This window comes from Nocardioides sp. NPDC087217 (assembly GCF_044744805.1).
In the GTDB taxonomy this organism is placed as follows: Bacteria; Actinomycetota; Actinomycetes; order Propionibacteriales; family Nocardioidaceae; genus Nocardioides.
This window is the reverse complement of the sequence record NZ_JBIUZB010000002.1, coordinates 767,373-787,190: the sequence shown is the minus strand read 5'-3', so window position 1 is coordinate 787,190 and position 19,818 is coordinate 767,373. Positions and strand designations below refer to the sequence as shown.

19 protein-coding genes and 3 tRNA genes are annotated in these 19,818 nt (G+C 68.7%); 11 read left to right on the top strand and 11 right to left on the bottom strand.

Annotation, left to right across the window (positions count from 1 at the left end; translation table 11 throughout):
* Positions 1–78 precede the first annotated feature (78 nt).
* The 4 genes from ACIO3S_RS11165 (at position 79) to ACIO3S_RS11150 (ending at position 4,682) form a co-directional block, all read left to right on the top strand.
* Entirely contained in the window at positions 79–1,407 is a 1,329-nt protein-coding gene (locus tag ACIO3S_RS11165; RefSeq protein WP_400462998.1) for an SLC13 family permease, read from the top strand.
* A gap of 5 nt (positions 1,408–1,412) precedes the next feature.
* On the top strand, positions 1,413–2,582 hold the full coding sequence (locus ACIO3S_RS11160) for a CaiB/BaiF CoA transferase family protein (RefSeq protein WP_400462995.1): 1,170 nt from the start codon (positions 1,413–1,415) through the stop codon (positions 2,580–2,582).
* An 86-nt stretch (positions 2,583–2,668) separates the two neighbouring features.
* Positions 2,669–4,165 (top strand): MFS transporter, encoded by a 1,497-nt coding sequence (locus ACIO3S_RS11155; RefSeq protein ID WP_400462992.1) that lies wholly within the window; start codon positions 2,669–2,671, stop codon positions 4,163–4,165.
* Between the two features lie 37 nt (positions 4,166–4,202).
* Positions 4,203–4,682, top strand: a complete 480-nt coding sequence (locus tag ACIO3S_RS11150; protein WP_400462989.1) for an OsmC family protein — start codon at positions 4,203–4,205, stop codon at positions 4,680–4,682.
* A gap of 22 nt (positions 4,683–4,704) precedes the next feature.
* On the opposite strand, the gene ACIO3S_RS11145 is transcribed toward ACIO3S_RS11150, so the two are convergent.
* Positions 4,705–5,223, bottom strand: a complete 519-nt coding sequence (locus tag ACIO3S_RS11145) for a potassium channel family protein (protein WP_400462986.1) — start codon at positions 5,221–5,223, stop codon at positions 4,705–4,707.
* Positions 5,224–5,441: 218 nt separating this feature from the next.
* On the opposite strand from ACIO3S_RS11145, the gene ACIO3S_RS11140 reads away from it, so the two are divergent.
* Positions 5,442–7,160: an AMP-binding protein gene (locus ACIO3S_RS11140; RefSeq protein ID WP_400462983.1), complete on the top strand. Its 1,719-nt coding sequence runs from the start codon at positions 5,442–5,444 to the stop codon at positions 7,158–7,160.
* Between the two features lie 16 nt (positions 7,161–7,176).
* Here ACIO3S_RS11140 and ACIO3S_RS11135 read toward each other — a convergent pair whose 3' ends face one another.
* On the bottom strand, positions 7,177–7,737 hold the full coding sequence (locus ACIO3S_RS11135; RefSeq protein ID WP_400462980.1) for a TetR/AcrR family transcriptional regulator: 561 nt from the start codon (positions 7,735–7,737) through the stop codon (positions 7,177–7,179).
* Positions 7,738–7,834: 97 nt separating this feature from the next.
* Between ACIO3S_RS11135 and ACIO3S_RS11130 the strand changes: the two genes are divergently transcribed.
* The gene (locus ACIO3S_RS11130) at positions 7,835–9,274 is read left to right on the top strand and encodes an MFS transporter (RefSeq protein WP_400462977.1); all 1,440 of its coding nucleotides are present in this window, start codon (positions 7,835–7,837) and stop codon (positions 9,272–9,274) included.
* A gap of 4 nt (positions 9,275–9,278) precedes the next feature.
* Here ACIO3S_RS11130 and ACIO3S_RS11125 read toward each other — a convergent pair whose 3' ends face one another.
* The 3 genes from ACIO3S_RS11125 to ACIO3S_RS11115 all read right to left on the bottom strand — a co-directional run bounded on the left by ACIO3S_RS11125 (position 9,279) and on the right by ACIO3S_RS11115 (position 13,063).
* Entirely contained in the window at positions 9,279–10,046 is a 768-nt protein-coding gene (locus ACIO3S_RS11125; protein WP_400462974.1) for a thioesterase family protein, read from the bottom strand.
* 7 nt (positions 10,047–10,053) lie between these two features.
* Positions 10,054–11,682, bottom strand: coding sequence for an AMP-binding protein (locus ACIO3S_RS11120; protein ID WP_400462971.1), 1,629 nt, complete (start codon positions 11,680–11,682; stop codon positions 10,054–10,056).
* Between the two features lie 64 nt (positions 11,683–11,746).
* Positions 11,747–13,063 carry an MFS transporter gene (locus ACIO3S_RS11115; protein ID WP_160023456.1) on the bottom strand — a complete coding sequence of 439 codons (1,317 nt, stop codon included), beginning with the start codon at positions 13,061–13,063 and terminating at the stop codon, positions 11,747–11,749.
* A gap of 135 nt (positions 13,064–13,198) precedes the next feature.
* Between ACIO3S_RS11115 and ACIO3S_RS11110 the strand changes: the two genes are divergently transcribed.
* The 4 genes from ACIO3S_RS11110 (at position 13,199) to ACIO3S_RS11095 (ending at position 15,657) form a co-directional block, all read left to right on the top strand.
* Entirely contained in the window at positions 13,199–14,086 is an 888-nt protein-coding gene (locus ACIO3S_RS11110; protein WP_160023459.1) for a helix-turn-helix transcriptional regulator, read from the top strand.
* Between the two features lie 163 nt (positions 14,087–14,249).
* Positions 14,250–14,720: a hypothetical protein gene (locus tag ACIO3S_RS11105; protein WP_400462967.1), complete on the top strand. Its 471-nt coding sequence runs from the start codon at positions 14,250–14,252 to the stop codon at positions 14,718–14,720.
* Positions 14,721–14,813: 93 nt separating this feature from the next.
* Positions 14,814–15,365, top strand: coding sequence for a flavoprotein (locus ACIO3S_RS11100; RefSeq protein ID WP_400462964.1), 552 nt, complete (start codon positions 14,814–14,816; stop codon positions 15,363–15,365).
* A 16-nt stretch (positions 15,366–15,381) separates the two neighbouring features.
* Positions 15,382–15,657, top strand: a complete 276-nt coding sequence (locus ACIO3S_RS11095; RefSeq protein WP_400462961.1) for a hypothetical protein — start codon at positions 15,382–15,384, stop codon at positions 15,655–15,657.
* A gap of 145 nt (positions 15,658–15,802) precedes the next feature.
* On the opposite strand, the gene ACIO3S_RS11090 is transcribed toward ACIO3S_RS11095, so the two are convergent.
* The 4 genes from ACIO3S_RS11090 to ACIO3S_RS11075 all read right to left on the bottom strand — a co-directional run bounded on the left by ACIO3S_RS11090 (position 15,803) and on the right by ACIO3S_RS11075 (position 16,672).
* On the bottom strand, positions 15,803–16,213 hold the full coding sequence (locus tag ACIO3S_RS11090) for a DUF6924 domain-containing protein (RefSeq protein WP_400462958.1): 411 nt from the start codon (positions 16,211–16,213) through the stop codon (positions 15,803–15,805).
* A gap of 154 nt (positions 16,214–16,367) precedes the next feature.
* Positions 16,368–16,442: transfer RNA gene (locus ACIO3S_RS11085), tRNA-Val, on the bottom strand.
* 51 nt (positions 16,443–16,493) lie between these two features.
* Positions 16,494–16,564, bottom strand: a tRNA-Cys gene (locus tag ACIO3S_RS11080).
* Between the two features lie 35 nt (positions 16,565–16,599).
* A tRNA-Gly gene (locus ACIO3S_RS11075) sits at positions 16,600–16,672 on the bottom strand.
* Positions 16,673–16,840: 168 nt separating this feature from the next.
* Between ACIO3S_RS11075 and ACIO3S_RS11070 the strand changes: the two genes are divergently transcribed.
* On the top strand, positions 16,841–17,662 hold the full coding sequence (locus ACIO3S_RS11070) for an aminotransferase class IV (protein ID WP_400462956.1): 822 nt from the start codon (positions 16,841–16,843) through the stop codon (positions 17,660–17,662).
* A 115-nt stretch (positions 17,663–17,777) separates the two neighbouring features.
* Here the strand turns inward: ACIO3S_RS11070 and ACIO3S_RS11065 are convergent, their stop codons facing one another.
* Positions 17,778–19,175, bottom strand: a complete 1,398-nt coding sequence (locus ACIO3S_RS11065; protein WP_400462953.1) for an OFA family MFS transporter — start codon at positions 19,173–19,175, stop codon at positions 17,778–17,780.
* Positions 19,176–19,337: 162 nt separating this feature from the next.
* Complete coding sequence (locus tag ACIO3S_RS11060; protein WP_378831664.1) at positions 19,338–19,775, bottom strand: SsgA family sporulation/cell division regulator; 438 nt, start codon at positions 19,773–19,775, stop codon at positions 19,338–19,340.
* Positions 19,776–19,818 lie beyond the last annotated feature (43 nt).

The window sequence follows — 19,818 nt, the reverse complement described above, 5'->3', positions numbered from 1 at the left end:
CTATTGGCTAGGCCACTGAGCCGATGGTGATGCGAGTCACACCGGTGCCAGACGGGGGCCAAACAGAAGGGAAGTCCGATGGGACCGGAATGGGTGGCGATCATCGCGCTGGTCGCCTTGTTCGTGGCAGGCACCTTGCTGCCGATCAACATGGGAGCGCTCGCGTACGTCGCAGCGTGGCTTGTCGGGATGTTCGCGCTGAACCTCGACGAGAAGGAGATCCTGGGCGGAGTCAGTGCCGACCTGATCCTGACGCTGATAGGCGTGACCTATCTGTTCGCGATCGCGAGGAACAACGGGACGGTCGACCTGATCGTCAGCAGTGCCGTACGCGCGGTGGGCGGCAGGGTCGCGCTGATCCCGTGGGTGATGTTCGGCGTGACCGCGCTGCTGACCGCCATGGGGGCCGCCAGCCCGGCGGCCTGCGCGATCATCGGGCCGGTGGCGCTCGGGTTCGCGGGCCGCTACAAGATCAACCCGCTGATGATGGGCATGTTCGTCGTGCACGGCGCCCAGGGCGGTGGCTTCTCACCGATCAGCATCTACGGCACGATCACCAACTCGGTCATGGCCGACAACGGCCTGCCCGCCAGCGAGATGACGATCTTCGTCGCCAGCCTGGTGGTCAACCTGATCATGGCGACCATCCTGTTCTTCGCCCTCGGCGGTCGATCGCTGATGAGCATGCGACTCGACCCCGATGAGGCGGCCGGCGCCGCCGCCGGCGTACCGGGCGAGCTGCACGAGGGCGGCGTGACCGTCCCGGCCCGCGGCTACGGCACCGTTGCCCCGACCGGGACCAAGCCCGGCATCCGCACCGAGCAGGTCCTCACCCTGGCCGCCTTCGTGATCGTCGCCGCCGTCGCCCTGTTCTTCGACAAGAACATCGGCTTCGCCTCGATCACCGCCGCGACCGTCCTGGCCGCGCTCTCGCCGAGCCAGCACAAGGACGCCATCCGCCAGATCGCCTGGCCGACGGTCCTCCTGGTCGCCGGCGTCTCGACGTACGCCACGATCCTCAACACCGCCGGATCGCCGGAGTTCGTGGGTGGCTGGGCGGCGAGCCTGGGCGTCGCGGCCGTCGGCGCGCTCATCCTCTGCTACGTCGGCGCGGTCGTCTCCGCGTTCGCATCCTCGACGGCGCTGCTGCCCATCATCATCCCGATCTCGGTGCCGCTGATCGCCGAGGGCGGGATCTCCGCCGCCATGTTCGTGGCCGCGCTGGCGATCTCCTCGACCATCGTCGACGTGAGCCCGTTCTCCACCAACGGAGCGCTGATGCTCGCCAACCGGCCCGACACCATCACCGAGGAGCGCTACTACAAGCAGATCCTCGGCTACAGCGTCATCGTGGTGCTCGTCGGTCCCCTCCTGGTCTGGGCCACCATGGTCCTCCCGGGCTGGTGACGCGCATGCGTGGACCACTCGACGACGTCGTCGTCCTCGACCTCTCCCGCGCTCTGGCCGGGCCGCACGCCGCGATGATGATGGGCGACCTCGGCGCCCGCGTGATCAAGGTGGAGGCGCCCGGACACGGCGACGACACCCGGGGCTGGGGCCCGCCGTTCGTGGGGGAGGAGGGGCAGCGGGAGGCGACGTACTTCCTCTCCGCCAACCGCAACAAGGAGTCGATCACCCTCGACCTCAAGGACACCGACGACAAGGACGTGCTGCTGCGCCTGGTCGACCGGGCCGACGTCCTCATCGAGAACTTCCGCACCGGAGTCCTGGACCGGCTCGGGCTCGGCATCGACGAGCTCCAGGCCCGTAACCCACGCCTCGTCGTGCTCTCGATCACCGGGTTCGGCCACGACGGCCCCGAGGGCGGCCGGTCCGGCTACGACCAGATCGCGCAGGGCGAGGCGGGTCTGATGTCGCTCACCGGATCTGGTCCCGACGACCCCCAGCGGGTCGGCACCCCGATCGCCGATCTGCTGGCCGGGATGTACGGCGCCTACGGTCTGCTCGCCGCTCTCCACGAGCGCGACCGCACCGGCCGCGGCACGGTCGTACGCACCTCGCTGCTCTCCGCCGTCGTCGGCGTCCACGGTTTCCAGGGCACCCGCTGGACCGTGGCAGGCGAGGTCGGGCGAGCCCAGGGCAACCATCACCCGAGCATCTCGCCGTACGGTCTGTTCCGCTGTGCCGACGGGACCGTGCAGATCGCCGTGGGCAGCGAGGGGCTGTGGCGGAGATTCTGCACCGCCTTCGACATCTCACCGGACCTCGAGGGCATGGCCACCAACCCCGAGCGGGCGGCCAACCGCGAGAAGGTCGTCGAGCTCGTCGAGACGCTCTTCGCGCCCTGGCCGGCCGAGGAGCTGCTCGTCAAGCTGGCGGAGGCCGGTGTCCCGGCCGGCAAGGTCCGCTCCCTGGACGAGGTCTACGCCTGGGAGCAGACCGCCAGCCAGGGTCTGCTGATCGACGTCGACCACTCCACCCTCGGCCACCTGACCCTCCCCGGGCCGCCGCTGCGGTTCTTCGCCGACGGGGCGGAGGTGACCCCCACCGACCACGCCGCGCCGCCCACCCTGGACCAGCACGGCACCGGGCTGCGTACGTGGGTGGCGGACCAGCCGTGAACCCGGCCCTGAACGCGCCGATGGCAGGTGTCTGACTGGGATACTACTGACACCGCGTCTCTGCCGCCGAGGGAAGGAGCCCGATCATGCAGGACTCTCCGAGTGACCGGGCTCCTCTCCGGCTGGGCACGCCCCGCGGCCGCTGGGTGCTGGCGACGACGGTGCTGGGCTCCGGCCTGGCGTTGCTCGACTCGACCGTCGTCAACGTCGCTCTCGGCCGGATCGGGGATGATTTCGACGCGGGTTTCTCCGGTCTGCAGTGGACGGTCAACGCCTACACGCTGAGCCTCGCGGCGCTGATCCTCCTCGGCGGTTCCCTCGGTGACCGCTTCGGCCGGCGCCGGGTGTTCCTGATCGGCGTGGTGTGGTTCGCCCTCGCGTCGCTGCTGTGCGGGCTGGCTCCCAACATCGAGCTGTTGATCGCCGCGCGGGGGCTGCAGGGGGTCGGCGGTGCCCTGCTGACTCCGGGGAGTCTGGCGATCATCGCGGCGTCGTTCCATGTCGACGACCGGCCCGCGGCCGTGGGCGCCTGGTCGGGTTTCAGCGGTGTCGCGGCCGCGGTCGGACCGCTCGTCGGGGGCTGGCTGGTCGAGATCGACTGGCGGCTGGTCTTCCTCATCAACGTCCCCGTCGCGGTGCTCATCGTCATCGTTGCCTTGCGCTACGTGCCAGAGAGCCGAGACCCGGATGCCGGCGGCCGGCTCGACCTGACCGGCACGGTGCTCGCCGCCGCCGGGCTCGGCGCTCTCACCTTCGGACTCACCAGTGCGGGCGAGGTGGGCCTCGTCGGCTCCGTGGCGGCGACCACCGCGATAGGAGTCGCCTGCCTGGTCGCCTTCGTGGTCGTCGAGGCCCGCTCGACCCATCCGCTGGTCCCGCTCGAGCTGTTCCGCAATCCTCAGTTCAGCGCGGCCAACGCCGTGACCCTGCTCGTGTACGCCGCGCTCGGCGTGATCTTCGTGCTGCTCGTCCTCCAGCTCCAGATCGTCAGCGGCTGGTCCCCGCTCGCAGCGGGGTCGGCGCTGCTGCCGGTGACCGTGGTGATGCTGCTCTTCTCGTCCCGTGCGGGCGCGTTGGCGCAGCGCATCGGTCCGCGCCTGCCGATGACCCTCGGACCGCTGCTCGCGGCCGGCGGCGCGCTCTGGATGGGGCGGATCGGCCCCGACGCGTCGTACGTCCTCGACGTGCTCGCGCCCGTCCTGCTCTTCGCCGTCGGCCTCACCCTGCTGGTCTCGCCCCTGACCGCCACCGTGCTCGACGCCGCCGACGACCGGCATGCCGGCATCGCCTCGGGCGTCAACAACGCGGTGGCCCGGACCGCGGGGCTGCTGGCCGTCGCCGTCATTCCTGCGGCGGTCGGGATCGCCGGCGACGACTACACCAACCCACAGACCTTCGACGACGGATACGGCCTGGCGATGCTCATCAACGCCGGCCTGCTGATCCTCGGCGCGGCGCTCGCTGCGGTGTTCGTACGGCGTCCGCTCGCCGCCGAAGCCGGGCCCGACGACCACCGGATGCACATCGAGAACTGTGCGCACTGCGGTGTGACCGGGCCACAGCTGCACCCGGCCGACCACTGAGCTCGGCTCGGGCAGCTAGCCGCACTAGTGTGCTGGCATGGCGCTGATCCACGACTACAAGGTCTCGGTGGAGTGGACGGGCAACCGTGGCACCGGGACGAGCGGCTACCGCGACTACGCCCGAGACCACGTCGTACGCATTGAGGGCCTGCCCGACATCCTGGGCTCCGCCGATCCGACCTTCCGCGGCGACGCGAGTCGGCACAACCCCGAGCAACTGCTGCTGACCTCGCTGGCGCAGTGCCACATGCTCTCCTACCTGCACCAGGCGGTGACGGTGGGCGTGGTCGTTCTCGACTACCACGACGCCGCGACCGCCACCATGGAGACGCAGGGGACCGGTGGCCGGTTCACCCGGGCCGTGCTGCACCCGGTCGTCACCGTCGCCGAGGCCGGGATGATCGAGGCCGCGACCTCCGCCCACCACCAGGCCCACCTGGACTGCTTCATCGCGAGCAGCGTGAACTTCCCGGTCGACGTCGAGCCGACCGTGATCGTCGGTGGACTGACGGCGTAGCGATGGTGGTCGGCCCAGCTGCCTAGTCGGTCCGAGGGCGAGTCGGGGAACTGGTCTGGGCCCGGACGAGCGACGCCACCACCACGATGTTGAAGACGATCATCACGCACACCAACGCCCGCGCGACCTGACCCTCGGCGTGGACGTCTCCGTAGCCAACAGTGGTCATGGTGCTCAAGGTGAAGTAGAGAGCATCGGTCCGCGTCTTCAGGCCGACGAGCTCGTCAGGGCGTACCTGGTCGAGCAGGAAGAAGGTCAGCGACGCCGCCATCACCAGCAGGATCAACAACATAGCCAGCACCCGCGTGCTGCGACCAGGTGCGCCCCTGCGGACGGAGCCGAGCTCTTTGATCATCACCGCCCCGACGAGCGCGAGTGCGCCCACTGTCACCAGCAGGCTCGCGCCCACGGCCACGGCCGAGTCTGCCGTCCACTTCAGAGGGAAGGCGTAGTAGGCGACCAACAGGCCCCCGAAGGTCAGGATCGGACGCGACCAGGCCTTGGACCGGGGACTCCGCTCATCTGATCGACTGCTCGTCACCGGGCTCTCCGCTGGCCAGAGGCAGGCGCCTCGTAGGCGGCTTTCCCCATGGAAGTCTCGATTCATCGTACGAACTGAACCCTCAGGATGCGGTCACGGACGGGGTCCCGCGTCACCCGTCACGGGTGACACCGGAACCAGCCAGCCAGGATTCGCTGCACCCAGCCCCCTCTTCCGGGGGTAGGGCGGGAGTCGGCCTCGCGACGATGATGACCGGCATGACTCGTACGACCTCGACCGACGCCCTGCTCGCCGCCCGGGACGCGCTGATCGCCCAGCGCCTGGACTACGCCGAGGCGCTGGACACCTTCCGCTGGCCCGACGTCGGGGCGAGCTTCAACTTCGCCCACGACTGGTTCGACCCGATGGCTCGGGGCAACGACGCTCCGGCGCTGGTCATCGCGGAGTCGGACGGGTCGCGGGCTGCGTACTCCTTCGACGAGCTGGCGCGCCGCTCGGACGCGGTGGCCCGCTACCTCCGGCGTCTCGGCGTCGGCTCGGGGGACAGCGTGGTCGTCATGCTGGGCAACCAGGTCGAGCTGTGGGAGACGATGCTCGCGGCGATGAAGGTCGGTGCGGTCCTGATGCCGACGACGACCGCGGTCGGCACCGCCGAGCTGGTCGATCGGCTCGACCGGGGCCGGGCCAAGGCCGTGGTCTGCAACGCCGAGGACGCGGACAAGTTCGACGGCGTCCCCGGTGACTACGTACGGATCGGCGTCGGGCTCGGCGCGGGGGAGCGGGACGGCTGGAACGACTACGCCGCGGCCGCCGCCGAGGCCCAGGAGCCGCTCGAGCACCCGGGCAACGCGACCTCTGACGCGCTGCTCCTCTACTTCACCAGCGGCACCACGAGCCGTCCGAAGCTGGTCGAGCACACGCACTACACCTACCCGGTCGGGCACCTGTCCACGATGTACTGGCTCGGGCTGCGCCCCGGCGATGTCCACATGAACATCTCCAGCCCCGGGTGGGCCAAGCACGCCTGGTCGAACTTCTTCGCGCCCTGGCTCGCCGGCGCGACCGTGTTCGTCCTCAACTACGCGCGCTTCGAGGCGGCCACGCTGCTGCAGCGGATCCGGGAGGAGCACGTCACCAGCATGTGCGCTCCGCCGACGGTGTGGCGGATGCTCATCCAGGCCGACCTCTCTGGCGGCTGCGGGTCGCTGCGCGAGGCGATCAGCGCCGGCGAGCCGCTCAACCCCGAGGTGATCAGCCAGGTCCACCAGGCGTGGGGCCTGACCATCCGGGACGGCTTCGGGCAGACCGAGATGACCGCGACGGTCGCCAACAGCCCGGGCCAACCGGTACGTCCGGGCTCGATGGGCCGCCCGTTGCCCGGCGTCCCGGTCGTGCTGGTCGACCCGATCGAGGGGATCGTGATCGAGGGCCCCGGTGAGGGCGAGCTCTGCCTCGACCTCGCCGCACGACCGGCCACGCTGATGACGGCCTACCGCGATGACGAGAAGCGGACGGCCGACGCGATGCGCGGTGGCTTCTTCCACACCGGCGACGTCGCCAGCCGCGACGAGGAGGGCTACATCACCTACGTCGGCCGCACCGACGACGTCTTCAAGGCCTCCGACTACAAGGTCTCGCCCTTCGAGCTGGAGTCGGTCCTGATCGAGCACCCCGCGGTGGCCGAGGCAGCGGTCGTACCGGCACCGGACCCGGTGCGGCTGGCCGTCCCCAAGGCGTACGTCTCCCTCACCGCCGGCCACGAGCCGACCGCCGAGACTGCCCGGGCCATCCTCGAGTTCGCCCGCGACCACCTGCCGCCCTACCTGCGGGTGCGGCGCCTGGAGTTCTTCGACCTGCCCAAGACGATCTCGGGGAAGATCCGGCGCGTCGAGCTCCGGGCCCGTGAGCAGGAGGTGGTCGACCAGCGGCCGCCGGGGGAGCACCGCTACGAGGACTTCTTTTCCCGTCAGTCCTGAGCGTCAGTCCAGAGCGTCAGTCCTGAGCCACCAGGCGCCGGACGCTCTCGACGACGATCTCCCGGCACCGAGCGCGGCCCGGCCGGCGCACCAGGGCGAGCTCGGGGGTGTGGAGGTGCCAGCTCATCGCCAGCGCGCGAACCTCGGTGAGCAGCTCGAGCGGCGAGTAGGCGGTCGTCAGCTTCCCCGCCTGCTGCGCCTCCTCGATCTTGGCCAGCTTGGCGTCGTTGGAGGCGACGATCGCCGGGAGCTTCCCGGTGGGGCGCTCGAGCTGGTACCAGGTCGTCAGCCGCAGCGTCGTGGGGAAGCGCTCGTAGAGGTCGAAGGACCGTCCGGCGTAGGCGGGCAGGTCGGTGGCGTCGAACTCGACCTCGTCGACGAACGCGAGCACCCGGTGGGCGAAGACGGCGTCGAAGAGCTCGTCCTTCGTGCCGAAGTACTTGTAGATCAGCGCCTTGTTCGCCAGCGCCGTCTCCGCGATCCGGTCGACGCGCGAGCCGGCGATGCCGTACGCCGCGAACTCGGCCTCGGCGGCGTCGAGGATGCGGGTGCGGGTCGCCTCGGAGTCTCTGGCCATGCCTCCACCCTAAAGCAAGTAACTAGTTAGTTGCATCTCGCGGCGTTCAGTGCTTCACTGAAATAACCAACTCGTTAGTTACTTAGGAAGTGCACACATGTCTCCGACACCCCCGCGCGCCGGTGCCCGTCACCGGGCGGTGGTCCTGATGGTGATCCTCGGCTGCCAGCTGATGATGACCCTCGACGCCTCGATCGTGACCACGGCGCTCACCCACATCAAGGCGGAGCTCGGCTTCACCGACTCGTCCTTGTCGTGGATCCAGAACGCCTACGTGCTCGCCTTCGGCGGCCTCCTGCTGCTCGGCGCACGAGCCGGTGACCTGTTCGGTCGGCGTCGCGTGTTCATCGCCGGGACGGCGCTCTTCACCGCGGCCTCGCTTCTGGCCGGACTGGCGTCGTCGGCCGAGCTTCTGATCGCCGCGCGCACGCTGCAGGGGCTGGCGTCGGCCTTTGCGATCCCGTCCACGCTGGCGCTGCTGATCACGAGCTTCCCCGAGCCCGAGGAGCGCACCCTGGCGATCGCGATCTACAGCGCGGTGATCGGTGCCGGAGCGAGCGTCGGGATCATCGTCGGCGGCGTCTTCACCGAGTACCTCTCCTGGCGCTGGGGTCTCCTGGTCAACGTCCCGCTCGGGATCCTGATCCTCGCCCTCTCACCGCGCTACCTCCCCGAGACCGAGTCGCGGCCCGGCCGGGTCGACATCCTGGGCGCGCTGAGCGTCACCGTCGGTATGTCGGCGCTCGTCTACGGCCTCGTCGAGGCTGCCGAGATCGGCTGGGGCAGCGCCCGAACCCTGCTCCCGCTGACGGCGTCGGTGGTCCTGCTCGTCGGTTTCGTGCTCATCGAGCTGCGGGCCTCGCAGCCGATCGTGCCGATCCGGCTCTTCTTCAGCGTGCAGCGCTCCGGGGCGTACCTCGGCCGGATCCTGATCGTCGGCGCGATGTTCTCGACGTTCTACTTCCTCTCGCAGTATCTCCAGAACGTACGTGGCCTCAGCCCGCTCGCCACCGGCCTCGTCTACATCCCGATGACCGGCATGTTCTTCGCCATGGTCTACGCCGTACGCCGGGCCGGACCGAGGATCAGCAAGCCCGTGCTGCTGCTGACCTCCCTGGCCACCGCGGGGATCGGCATGGCCTGGCTGAGCCGGATCGACGCGACGACCCCGGTGGCGTCGATCCTGCCGCCGCTGCTGGTGCTGGGCATCGGTCAGGGCATCGCGATCATCCTCCTCACCGACTTCGGGATGGCCGAGGTGGACCCTGGGGACGCCGGCGCCGCCTCCGGCCTGGTCAACACCGCCCACCAGATCGGTGGCTCGGTCGGACTCGCACTCCTCACTGTGGTGTACGGCAGCGCGGTGCACCATGACTCCGCGCCGGGCGCCGTCGCCCAGGCCCATGGCTATTCGACCGTCTTCGAGGTCGCGACCGGCTTCTACGCCCTTGCCGTGATCGTCGCCGTGGTCATGCTCACCGCCCACCGGCGTGCCAGCAGGTCGACCGCGCCGGTCACGGTCGCTGCCGCCAGCTGAGCCGTCAGGGACGGACCGTCAGGCACTGCGTACTGACGCCGAAGGCGCCCTGCTCGTCATGGAGCACGGACGTGGTCACACCGGCGCCCTCCGGGCCGAACGAGACGGTCGTGTCGAGCCCCAACCAGCCAGGAGCTGGGGCCCGGAACAGGTGCGCGGTCAGGTCGAGGTTGGGAAAGCTGACGACCTTCGGGTCGACGCGGACGGCGACGCCGTTGGTGATGTCGAGCAGCCCGGCGACCTGTGCCAGCCGGCTCACCTCCTCGTCGGCGACGAGGGGGTGAGCCGTACGTACCCAGGACTGCGCCCGCCCCGGGCCGAGGTCGTCGCGGCGCACTTCGACCGAGGCGATGAAGCCCCCGTCCCACAGGGCGGTCATGTCCCAGGCCGGCACCTCGTCCGGTGCGGGCATCGGTGGGTGACGGGTGCCCTCGAGCTCCGCGGTCGGGTAGCCGGCGGTCAGCCAGGCACGCAGGAGCACGACGGGCCGGCCGCCATGGCAGGCCCGCGCCTCGACGAGCTCGATCGTGCGCCCGGCGCGGAGCACGGTGACCTCGAGGTCGACCGGCTCGAGCGGGACGGTGCCGAGGATGTCGTAGCTGACTCGGGTGATCTGGAGCCCGTCGTCGCGGCGGGCGTCGCGGTCCCGCTCGACCTCGTGCGCGAGCACCCCGAGCAGGGTGGCGATGTGCTGCGTGTTCAGGTCCCAGGCGCCGCCGACGTGCTCGGTCGGGGTGACGGTGCGGGGACCGGTGCGGTGCCAATAGCTCATCAGCGGCTCAGAGGCCGAGCAGCGCGACGCTCTGCTCGCGCATGTCGATCTTGCGGACCTTGCCGGTCACGGTCATCGGGAACTCGTCGACGATCAGCACGTAGCGCGGTGCCTTGTAGTGGGCGAGCTTGCCGCTGGCGAAGGCACGGACGGCCTCGGCGTCCAGCGGCTCGGCGCCGGGGCGCATCCGGATCCAGGCGCAGAGCTCCTCGCCGTACCTCTCGTCGGGGACGCCCACGACCTGGGCCTCGGCGATGTCGGGATGGGTGAAGAGGAACTCCTCGATCTCGCGAGGGTAGATGTTCTCACCACCACGGATCACCATGTCCTTGATCCGGCCCACCACCACGCAGTAGCCGTCCTCGCGCATGACCGCCAGGTCGCCGGTGTGCATCCAGCCGTCGGCGTCGATCGCGTCGGCGGTCTTCGTCTCGTCGTCCCAGTAGCCCAGCATCACCGAGTAGCCGCGAGTGCAGAACTCGCCCGCCGTGCCGCGCGGGACCACCTCACCGGTGGCTGGGTCGACGATCTTGATCTCGACGTGCGGGGCGGCCCGGCCGATCGTCTCGGTGCGCCGCTCGAGGTCGTCGTCGGTGCGGGTCTGGCAGGAGACCGGTGAGGTCTCGGTCATCCCGTAAGCGATCGCGACCTCGCTCATGTGCATCTCGCTGACGCACCGCTTCATGACCTCGATCGGGCACAGTGCGCCGGCCATGATCCCGGTACGCAGCGTCGAGAGGTCGTAGGAGGCGAAGTCCGGGTCGTTCTGCATCGCGATGAACATCGTCGGCACACCGTACAGCGCCGTGCACCTCTCGTCCTGGACCGTCTGCAGCGTCGCAGCAGGGTCGAAACCAGGGCCCGGGATGACCATCGTCGCGCCGTGGGTGGTGCAGCCGAGGTTCGCCATCACCATGCCGAAGCAGTGGTAGAAGGGCACCGGGATGCAGAGCCGGTCCTGCTCGGTGAAGTGGATCGTCTCGGTGACGAAGAAGCCGTTGTTCAAGATGTTGCGGTGCGACAGCGTCGCGCCCTTCGGGAACCCCGTGGTCCCGGAGGTGTACTGGATGTTGATCGCGTCGTTCGGGTCGAGCGTGTAGCCGACGTGCTCGGCCAGCCGCTCGCCGCGGCCGGCGGCCAGCAGCGCATCCCACTGCGGCGTACCCAGGAAGATGGTCTGCTCGAGGGCACCGCAGTCGCCCTCCACCTCGCGGACGAGCGAGACGTAGTCGCTGGTCTTGAACTCGGTCGCGCTGATCAGCAGCCGCACACCGGACTGGTTGAGCGCGTAGGCGAGCTCGTGGGTCCGGTAGGCGGGGTTGATGTTGACCAGGATCGCGCCGATCTTGGCCGTGGCGAACTGGACCATCGTCCACTCGGCGCAGTTCGGCGCCCAGATGCCGACGCGGTCACCCTTGCCGATGCCGGCCTTGCGGAGGCCGACCGCGAGAGCGTCCACGTCGGCATCCAGCTCGGCGTACGTCCAGCGTCGTCCGGTGGCGATCTCGACGAGCGCCTCACGGTCTCCGTGGCGGGCGACGGCGCGCTCGAAGTTGGCTCCGATCGTCTCCTCGAGCAGCGGGACGTCGATGTCGCCACGGGCCGACGAAGCGGTGATGGATGAGGTCTCGGTCATGCCGCGAGCATGACCGAGACCACGGTGGCAGCCACACCCCCGAAGGAGGGTGAGCCGTGCCGGATCAGGCGAGTGCGGGCTCCGCGTCGAGCTCCACGCGGCTGGTCTCCTTGGCCACCAGCAGGCAGCCGATGCTCAGCACGGCCAGGGCGCTGAGGAAGTACGCGATGCCGTCGGTGCCCCACCTGGCCAGCAGGTCCTCGGCGATGACCAGCGGGACCGCGCCGCCGAGGATGCCCGCGATGTTGTAGCCCAGGCCGGCTCCCGTGTAGCGGTACTTCGCCTGGAACATCTCAGGCAGGAACGCCGCGATCGGACCGTAGTTGAGGCCGAGTACGCACAGCATCAGGCTGTTGCCGAGGGCGAAGCTCGCGAAGCTGCCCGGCTCCATGATGGCGAAGGACAGCGGGCCGGCGACGAGGCCGAAGGCCGCGCCGATGAGCAGGACCACGCGGCGGCCGAGGACGTCGGAGAGCCACGCGGAGGCGATCACCGTCACGCTCATCGCGAAGGCCGCGACGATGACGCCGAGCAGGGCCTGGCTCATGCTCAGGCCGAGGGTGCCGACCGCGTGCGCGACCATGAAGCTGGCGCCGGTGTAGAAGGCGCCGAAGACGACGGCCATGATGCCGCCGCTGAGCAGCACCTGCCGCCACTGGTCACGGATGCAGCCGACGAACGGAAGGGCGCTGCGGGTACCTGCCGACTGGACCTTCTTGAACGACGGCGTCTCGGCGATCTTCAGCCGGACCCAGAGGCCGACCGCGATGAGGACTGCGCTGGCCAGGAACGGGATCCGCCAGCCCCAGGCCGCGAACGCGGCGGGCTCCATCAGCCGGAAGGTGGTGAGCATGGCTGCCGCGGCGAGGATCAGCCCGAGGCTGGGGCCGAGCTGTGGGAACATGCTGTAGCGCCCGCGCTGGCCGCTGGCGGCGTACTCGGTGGTGAGGAGTGCAGCGCCCGCCCACTCGCCGCCGAGCGCGATGCCCTGCAGTGCGCGCAGCAGAACGAGGATCACCACGGCGCCCTTGCCGATCGACTCCACGCTCGGCAGCAGGCCGATCGCGAAGGTCGAGGTGCCCATGATCATCAAGGTGGTGATCAGCGTGGCCTTGCGGCCGATCCGGTCGCCGTAGTGGCCGAAGAGGATCGCCCCCAATGGTCGGAAGACGAACGCGACGCCGAAGGTCGCGATCGAGGCCAGGGTGCCCTCGGGGCCGCCCATGGACGGGAAGAAGACGGCATTGAAGACCAGGGCTGCCGCGAGCCCGTAGATGAGGAAGTCATAGAACTCGATGGTGGTGCCGGTCAGTGACGCCGTCGCGACGCGGCGCATGGTGCGCCCGTCGACCTCGGCTCGGTTAGCCGCGATTTGGGCCATGATCGTGCCTCCTACTCGGGTGGGTGAACCGAGTGTGGGACTGACATCACCTGTCCGATACCCCCGGACGAGTGCCCTCGAAAGAGGGGGTACACCTCTTGTTGCTTGTGATGGTCGTCACTTACGCTCAACGCCATGAGCACCGCAGCCATCGCCCCAGAGGCGCCGTACGACGGGTCCCGGATCGCCCAGACGCTGGCCTCCTTCCGGACCGCGTCGGGGCTGGATCTCGCCTTCGGCGGCCCGGTGCGCGGTGACGGCACGGCCATCGACATCACCGCGACCTGTGGCGCGAAGGGCGCCTCACTGCGCGGGCTGCGGGTGGTCAACGGGGAGGGCTTGGGCGGCAAGACCCTGCAGACCCGGCAACCCGGGTCCGTCGACCACTACTACACCGCTCGCGGGATCACCCACCTCTACGACACCGCCGTCGCTCAGGAGCAGATCCAGACCGTCGCCGCCCTGCCGATCCTGGTCGACCGGGCCCCGCGGATGCTCATCTACCTAGCCTCCCGCTCACGGCTGGGTCTCGGTGGCGTCTGGTTCGACTCGCTGCGTCCGCTGATCCGCACTCTCGAGCGCGAGATCCTGATCGACGACGAGGTCCGCAACCGGCTTTCCCGGCTGGCGCCCGCACCGAGCCGGGCTCCGAGCCCGGACGAGGCGGCAGCCAAGCGCGACCTCGCCGAACGCCGGGAGATGGCGGCCGAGCTCACCGACCTGGCCGGCCAGGTGCTCGACCCCGAGGTCCGCAGCCGCCTCGAGGCCATGGTCCTCCGGCTCACCGCCGCGCCGGGGGAGAAGCAGCCGGCTCAGCTCGCTCCGGCCGTACGTCTGGCCGCCCGCGAGCTCGACGTCCTCCGTCAGGTCGCGCTCGGCAGCAGCAACCGGCAGGCCGCCGAGGCTCTCGGGATCGTCGAGAGCACCGTGAAGTCCTACCTCAAGAGCGCCACCCGCAAGCTCAACGCCAACAACCGCGTCCACGCCGTCCGGATGGCGCGTGAAGCCGGCCTGATCGACTGACACCTGAGCCGGGCCATTCGCGGGCACCGTCGTCGGGTCGCAGTCGGTGCTGTTGCCACCCTACGAATCGTTGCGTACGGAAACGGTACGGGCCTGTACGGGCGGCAGCGTGCGAACGACCTCACTACCTTCTCTAACCCCATCACGTGGAGAAGGAGTGCACATGCTCGAACGCTTCAGAACGGTCATCAGCGGTCTTGTCCTGGCAGCCCTCGCGGCGGTCGTCGGCGTCTTTGTCGCGACACCGGCCCAAGCGGCGTCGCACTACGGCTGCAGCTATCCCAACGTCTGTCTCAAGGACGGCTCCTACAACGGCGGCACGAAGATCTGGCAGGACTGGACCCCGGGGTACCTGATCCTTCCCGAGGGCGATCGGAACGTGGCGGACTCCGTCATCAACACCAAGAACGACGACTCTGTCTGGCTTCTGGACACCGGCGTGAGCCCGGATCGCTACCTCTGCATTCCTGCTGACACCTACGTGAATCTGGGGTTCTATGCGCATCCGACGCGCGGAGGCACCTGGGCCGGCGATGTCGATGTCGTGCAGATCTGGCCCAGCTCGGACGACGGCAAGTGCAGTGGCAGCACCCAGGTTCGGCAAGGTTGGGTGGAGGACGGATGGAGGCCGTAACGGCGTGACGTCGCTGTGACAGAGGGTCCGACCTTGTGAAGTGATCACAAGGTCGGACCCTCTGTCACAGTCCACGTCACGTACGCTCTCGGGGTGGCCATCGTCGGAGTCATCGCCTGCGCTGCAGGCGGCGTGGAGCAACTCTGCGACGAACTGGTCACTCCGTTGGTGGATGCGGGTCACCAGGTCCCGGTGACCCTGACGCCGACAGCGTTCACCTGGCTCAGCGCGAACGGCGAGGCAGACCGGATCGAGACCTTCACCGGTTTCCCTGTGCGGGGCCCGAGCCGCCTCCCGTGGGAGCCGCGCACTCATCCCGCGCAGCTCGACGCCATCGTCGTCGCCCCCGCGACCTTCAACAGCACCGCCAAGATCGCCCTGGGTCTGGCCGACAACCAGGCACTCACCGTCGTCACCGAGAGCCTCACGACCGTCCCAGTCGTACTCTTCCCGCTCATCAACGCCGCCCACGCCGAGCACCCCGCCTGGCCCTCCCACGTGGCAGCCCTACGTGCAGCCGGCGTTGACCTCATCGAGGGCCCCGACGTCTGGCCCCTCCACCCGCCCCGCCAGATACCTCCGGACCAGAAGCTGCCGTGGGGCGCAATCGTCGAAGCCGCCCGGCAGGCCGCAGGTCGACGGTAGGGCCATTATGGTCCTCATGGATGCGACCCAGCGGGAACACCTCGACAACTTCGTACAGGCGGTCCACGACCTCTACGCGGCGACCGTGCATGACGAAGACGTCCGTACGGCATCGGAAGCTGCCGCAAATCTGGCCTCCGGGAGTGGCTACCTCCATGCGCCGACCGAGTTGATCGAAGCGTTCACGCGAGCGATCGAGGTTGGCTACGCCGCAGCACTGGCCGATATCCGGCGAGGCGACCTCGATTCTGTGATCGAGGGTTGGCGACCGGATCTGTTCCAGTCCCGGTGAAAGCGTTGCCCCGATAAGAAGTAGGCCGCGGGACAGGTGCCGCGGCCGACCCATGATCCGCAGCGGCGGGCCAGCGCGCAGAGCGCGCCCTGGGTCGGCGGAGAAAGTTCTCACATGGACCTACGCCCCACAGGTGACGAGTCCGCTACTTGAACCCACGGAAGACACCATGGGTGTCTGTCGCTAGCGCGAACTCCTCCCAGTCCATGTTCGAGATGTTGAGGTTGTTGTCTATGCCCCACAGCTCAGCGGCGACGCAGCGGAACGGTGGGCGATCCTTGGTCAGGTCGACCACCAAGACCGGATGCTCGGGGCCCAATGCCTCGTGGTCGACGACGAACATCACAGCGGGTCCGTGTGATGACTCCGGGGCAGCCTGCACAAGTTCTTCCCAGGAAGCGCCCTGGTTCGATGGGTCGTCGACGGGGTGCAGGTAGGCGCAGAATCCGTCGTCGTAGGTTGCGGTGGCTGCGGCCATTGCCTGCTGCCAGGCATCGTCGTCGGAGAACTCGACACGGACCAGAAGCGACTCGCGAGCAGACGGCAAAGTGACCATGCCGCCGATTAGATCCCAGTTCAGTGCACGAGGTCCGCGAGACCGACGACCGCGCTCGCATCACGCGTCCCTCAGCGGCCCATATGGCGGAGGAGGAGCGTATAGAAGAACCCCGCCTGCCGGGCGTTTTGGCCTGATCAGACGGAGCTTTCGGTGGTGGACGATACTGGGTTTGAACCAGTGACCTCTTCCGTGTCAAGGAAGCGCGCTACCGCTGCGCCAATCGTCCGTGCTGTATTCAACTTGGTACTGCTTCAGTTTATATCAGGGTGGTGCTTCGAGGTGGGTACGGGATTTGAACCCGTGTACACGGATTTGCAGTCCGTTGCCTCGCCTCTCGGCCAACCCACCGCTGGAGGCAATGCCTCCGGTGGAGACCTACTCCGAGCGGACGACGAGGCTCGAACTCGCGACCTCAACCTTGGCAAGGTTGCGCTCTACCAACTGAGCTACGTCCGCTTGCTGCTTCAGGCCCGGTTTCCCGTGCCCTTGGCGACGAGAAGAACATTATCGGAGCCGCTGCCGGAGGCCAAATCCGGGGTCACCTGCGTGTCATTCACCTGTCATCTCGAGGATCACTCCGGCGCGCTTTCCCCGCTCTGACCAGGGACGTTTTAGAGTTGCCGCATGCGCGCGTGGATCGATGGCCAGCTTCTCGACAACCCGGCAGCCCCGGCGGTCTCCATCAGAGACCACGGTCTGGTGGTCGGCGACGGCGTCTTCGAGACGCTCAAGGTGATCAAGGACCAGCCGTTCGCGCTCGCCCTTCACCTCGACCGCCTCGAGCGCTCCGCGAGCGGCCTCGGCCTGCCCACCCTCGACCGCGGACTAGTCGCCAAAGGGGTGGAGGCCGTGCTCGGGGCGACCCCGACGGTGTACGGACGGCTGCGGATCACCGTCACGGGCGGGCCGGCGCCGTTCGGGTCCGGGCGCGCGGAGGTGGCGCCCACGATCATCATCGGCCTCGAGGACGCGGAGCCCAACCCGGCCGAGACCAAGGTCGTCAGCGTGCCGTGGCGCCGCAACGAGCACGGCGCGACGACCGGCCTGAAGACGACGTCGTACGCCGAGAACGTCATCGCCCTCGCCGAGGCGCGCAAGCACGGGGCCAGCGAGGCGATCTTCGCCAACACCGTGGGCGACCTGTGCGAGGGCACCGGGAGCAACATCTTCTACGTGCTCGATGGCGCGCTCAAGACTCCTACGCTCTCCAGCGGTCCGCTCGCCGGGATCACCCGCGCCCTGGTGCTGGAGTGGTTCGGTGCCGAGGAGACCGACGAGCCCCTGGCCGAGGTCGAGGAGTACGCCACCGAGGTCTTCCTCACCTCCAGCCTGCGCGACGTCCAGGCCGTGACCGAGTGGGGCACGCGCACCCTCCCGCACGGCCCGGTCACCCAGGCGGCGCAGGAGGCGTGGCGTACGAACGAGCCGAGCCTGCTCGGCCTCTGACCTGACTGACGCCGGGCTCAGCCCGTGAACAGCTGCGCCGCACGGCGCAGCGTCTCGATGACGCCGTACGCCAGCGGGATCCCGACCAGCGCCCAGGCAGCGACGATCTTGGGGTTCATGCTGCGCTCCTCTCGGTCTCGGTGGAGTCGGCGGACTTCGGCTCGTGGAACCGGTCCGGAACCTGGTGCACCAGCAGGTTGGCGATGAAGCCGACCGCAAGGACGCCGACCATGGTCAGCAGAGCCGGCCGGTAGGCGGCGGCGGTGAGCGTGCCGGGCTCACCCTGCGCGTCGAGGAAGGCGTTGATGATGAGCGGTCCGGCGATGCCGGCGGCCGACCAGGCGGTGAGTAGTCGGCCGTGGATGGCGCCGACCTGGAAGGTGCCGAAGAGGTCGCGCAGGTAGGCAGGGACAGTGGCGAAGCCGCCGCCGTAGAAGGACAGGATCACGACGGCGAGCAGCACGAACAGCGCCATCGAGGTGTCGCCGATGGTCGCCAGCAGGAGATAGAGCACCAGTCCGACCCCGAGATACATCATGTAGATCGGCTTGCGACCGATGACGTCGGAGGTCGAGGACCAGATGAACCGGCCGCTCATGTTGGCGATCGAGAGCAGCCCGACGAAGCCGCCGGCCGCGACCGCGCTGACAGAGGAGACTCCGTCGGTGCGGAAGAAGTCCTGGATCATCGGAGCCGCCTGCTCGAGGATGCCGATGCCGGCGGTGACGTTGCAGAAGAGCACGATCCACACCAGCCAGAACGACCGCGTCCTGATCGCGTTGTTGGCCGAGACGCTCGCCGTGGTGACGAGCTTCTTCTCCTTGACGCTGGCCGGGTCCCAGCCCGCCGGCGTCCAGCCCTCGGGTGGGACGCGGACCGTGGCTGCGCCGAAGGACATGAAGACCAGATAGAGCACGCCGAGAGTCAGGAAGAGCATCATCACCGCGTGGCCGTCGGGGACGGTGCTGGCATCACCGGTGTAGGACGGGTCGTAGAGCGCCAGGAGCCGGCCGCTCAGCGGGCTGGCGATCATCGCGCCGCCGCCGAAGCCCATGATCGCCATGCCCGTGGCCAGGCCCGGCCGGTCCGGGAACCACTTGATCAGCGTGGATACGGGCGAGATGTAGCCGATCCCGAGTCCGATACCGCCGATCACGCCGTAGCCCAGGTAGACCAGCCACAGCTGGCCGGTGCCGATGCCGAGGGCGCCGACGAAGAAGCCGGAGGACCAGAAGATCGCGGCCGCGGTCATGGCCGCACGCGGGCCGTTGCGGTCGACCCAGGTGCCCATCACCGCGGCCGAGAGGCCGAGCATCACGATCGCGATCGAGAAGATCACCCCGATCGCGGTCTGGCTCGTGTCGAAGTGCTCGACCAGGGCGGTCTTGTAGACGCTGGTGGCGTACACCTGGCCGATGCAGAGATGGACGGCGAGGGCGGCGGGCGGGATGAGCCAGCGACTGAAGCCGGGACCGGCCACCGTTCGCTCGCGAGAAAGGAAAGCTGGCAGCACTGTGACCTCCGAGGTGGTGGTGCGGGTGACGCACATCACTACCACAGTTGACGTGGCAACGGCGAGCGATTGCTTCCGGCCAGCGAAATGAACGAACCCTCCAGCCCCGGGGGAATCCGGGACGGGAGGGTTCGTGAACGAATGAGCAGGCGGGCGGAGTGCCTACTCAGCGTCGAAGGAGCTGCCCAGCAGGTCTGCGATCAGCGCGTCGAGATCCAGGTGCTGGCTCTCGGAGCCGACAGGGACGGCCGAGAAGGACTTGCCGAGGAACATCTGCACCTCGCGCGAGTCGGCGGTCGCGATCAGGCGGCCGTCGGGGGAGCTGAAGTCGAAGACGGCGACGGCCTTCGCGTCCTCGTCGATGCTGGGGTAGATCTTCACGTCGCCCTCACCTGCGGGGGCGGCCAGGCCCTGCAGCATCAGCGTGCGGGACACGACCCACTCGACGTCACCGGCGCCGGAGTGGAAGGTCAGGCTCACTGCGTACGGGTCGTTCTCGCGGTAGCCGAGGGTCGTCGGCACCTCCACGGTGCGGCCCCAGGGGTCGAGGCACGAGATCTTGATGTCCTGCTGCACTGCCGGGTGCTTGATGTCGCTCATTCGTCCGCTCCTTCTTGGTGGTCTTGCCAAGGAGACGGAGACG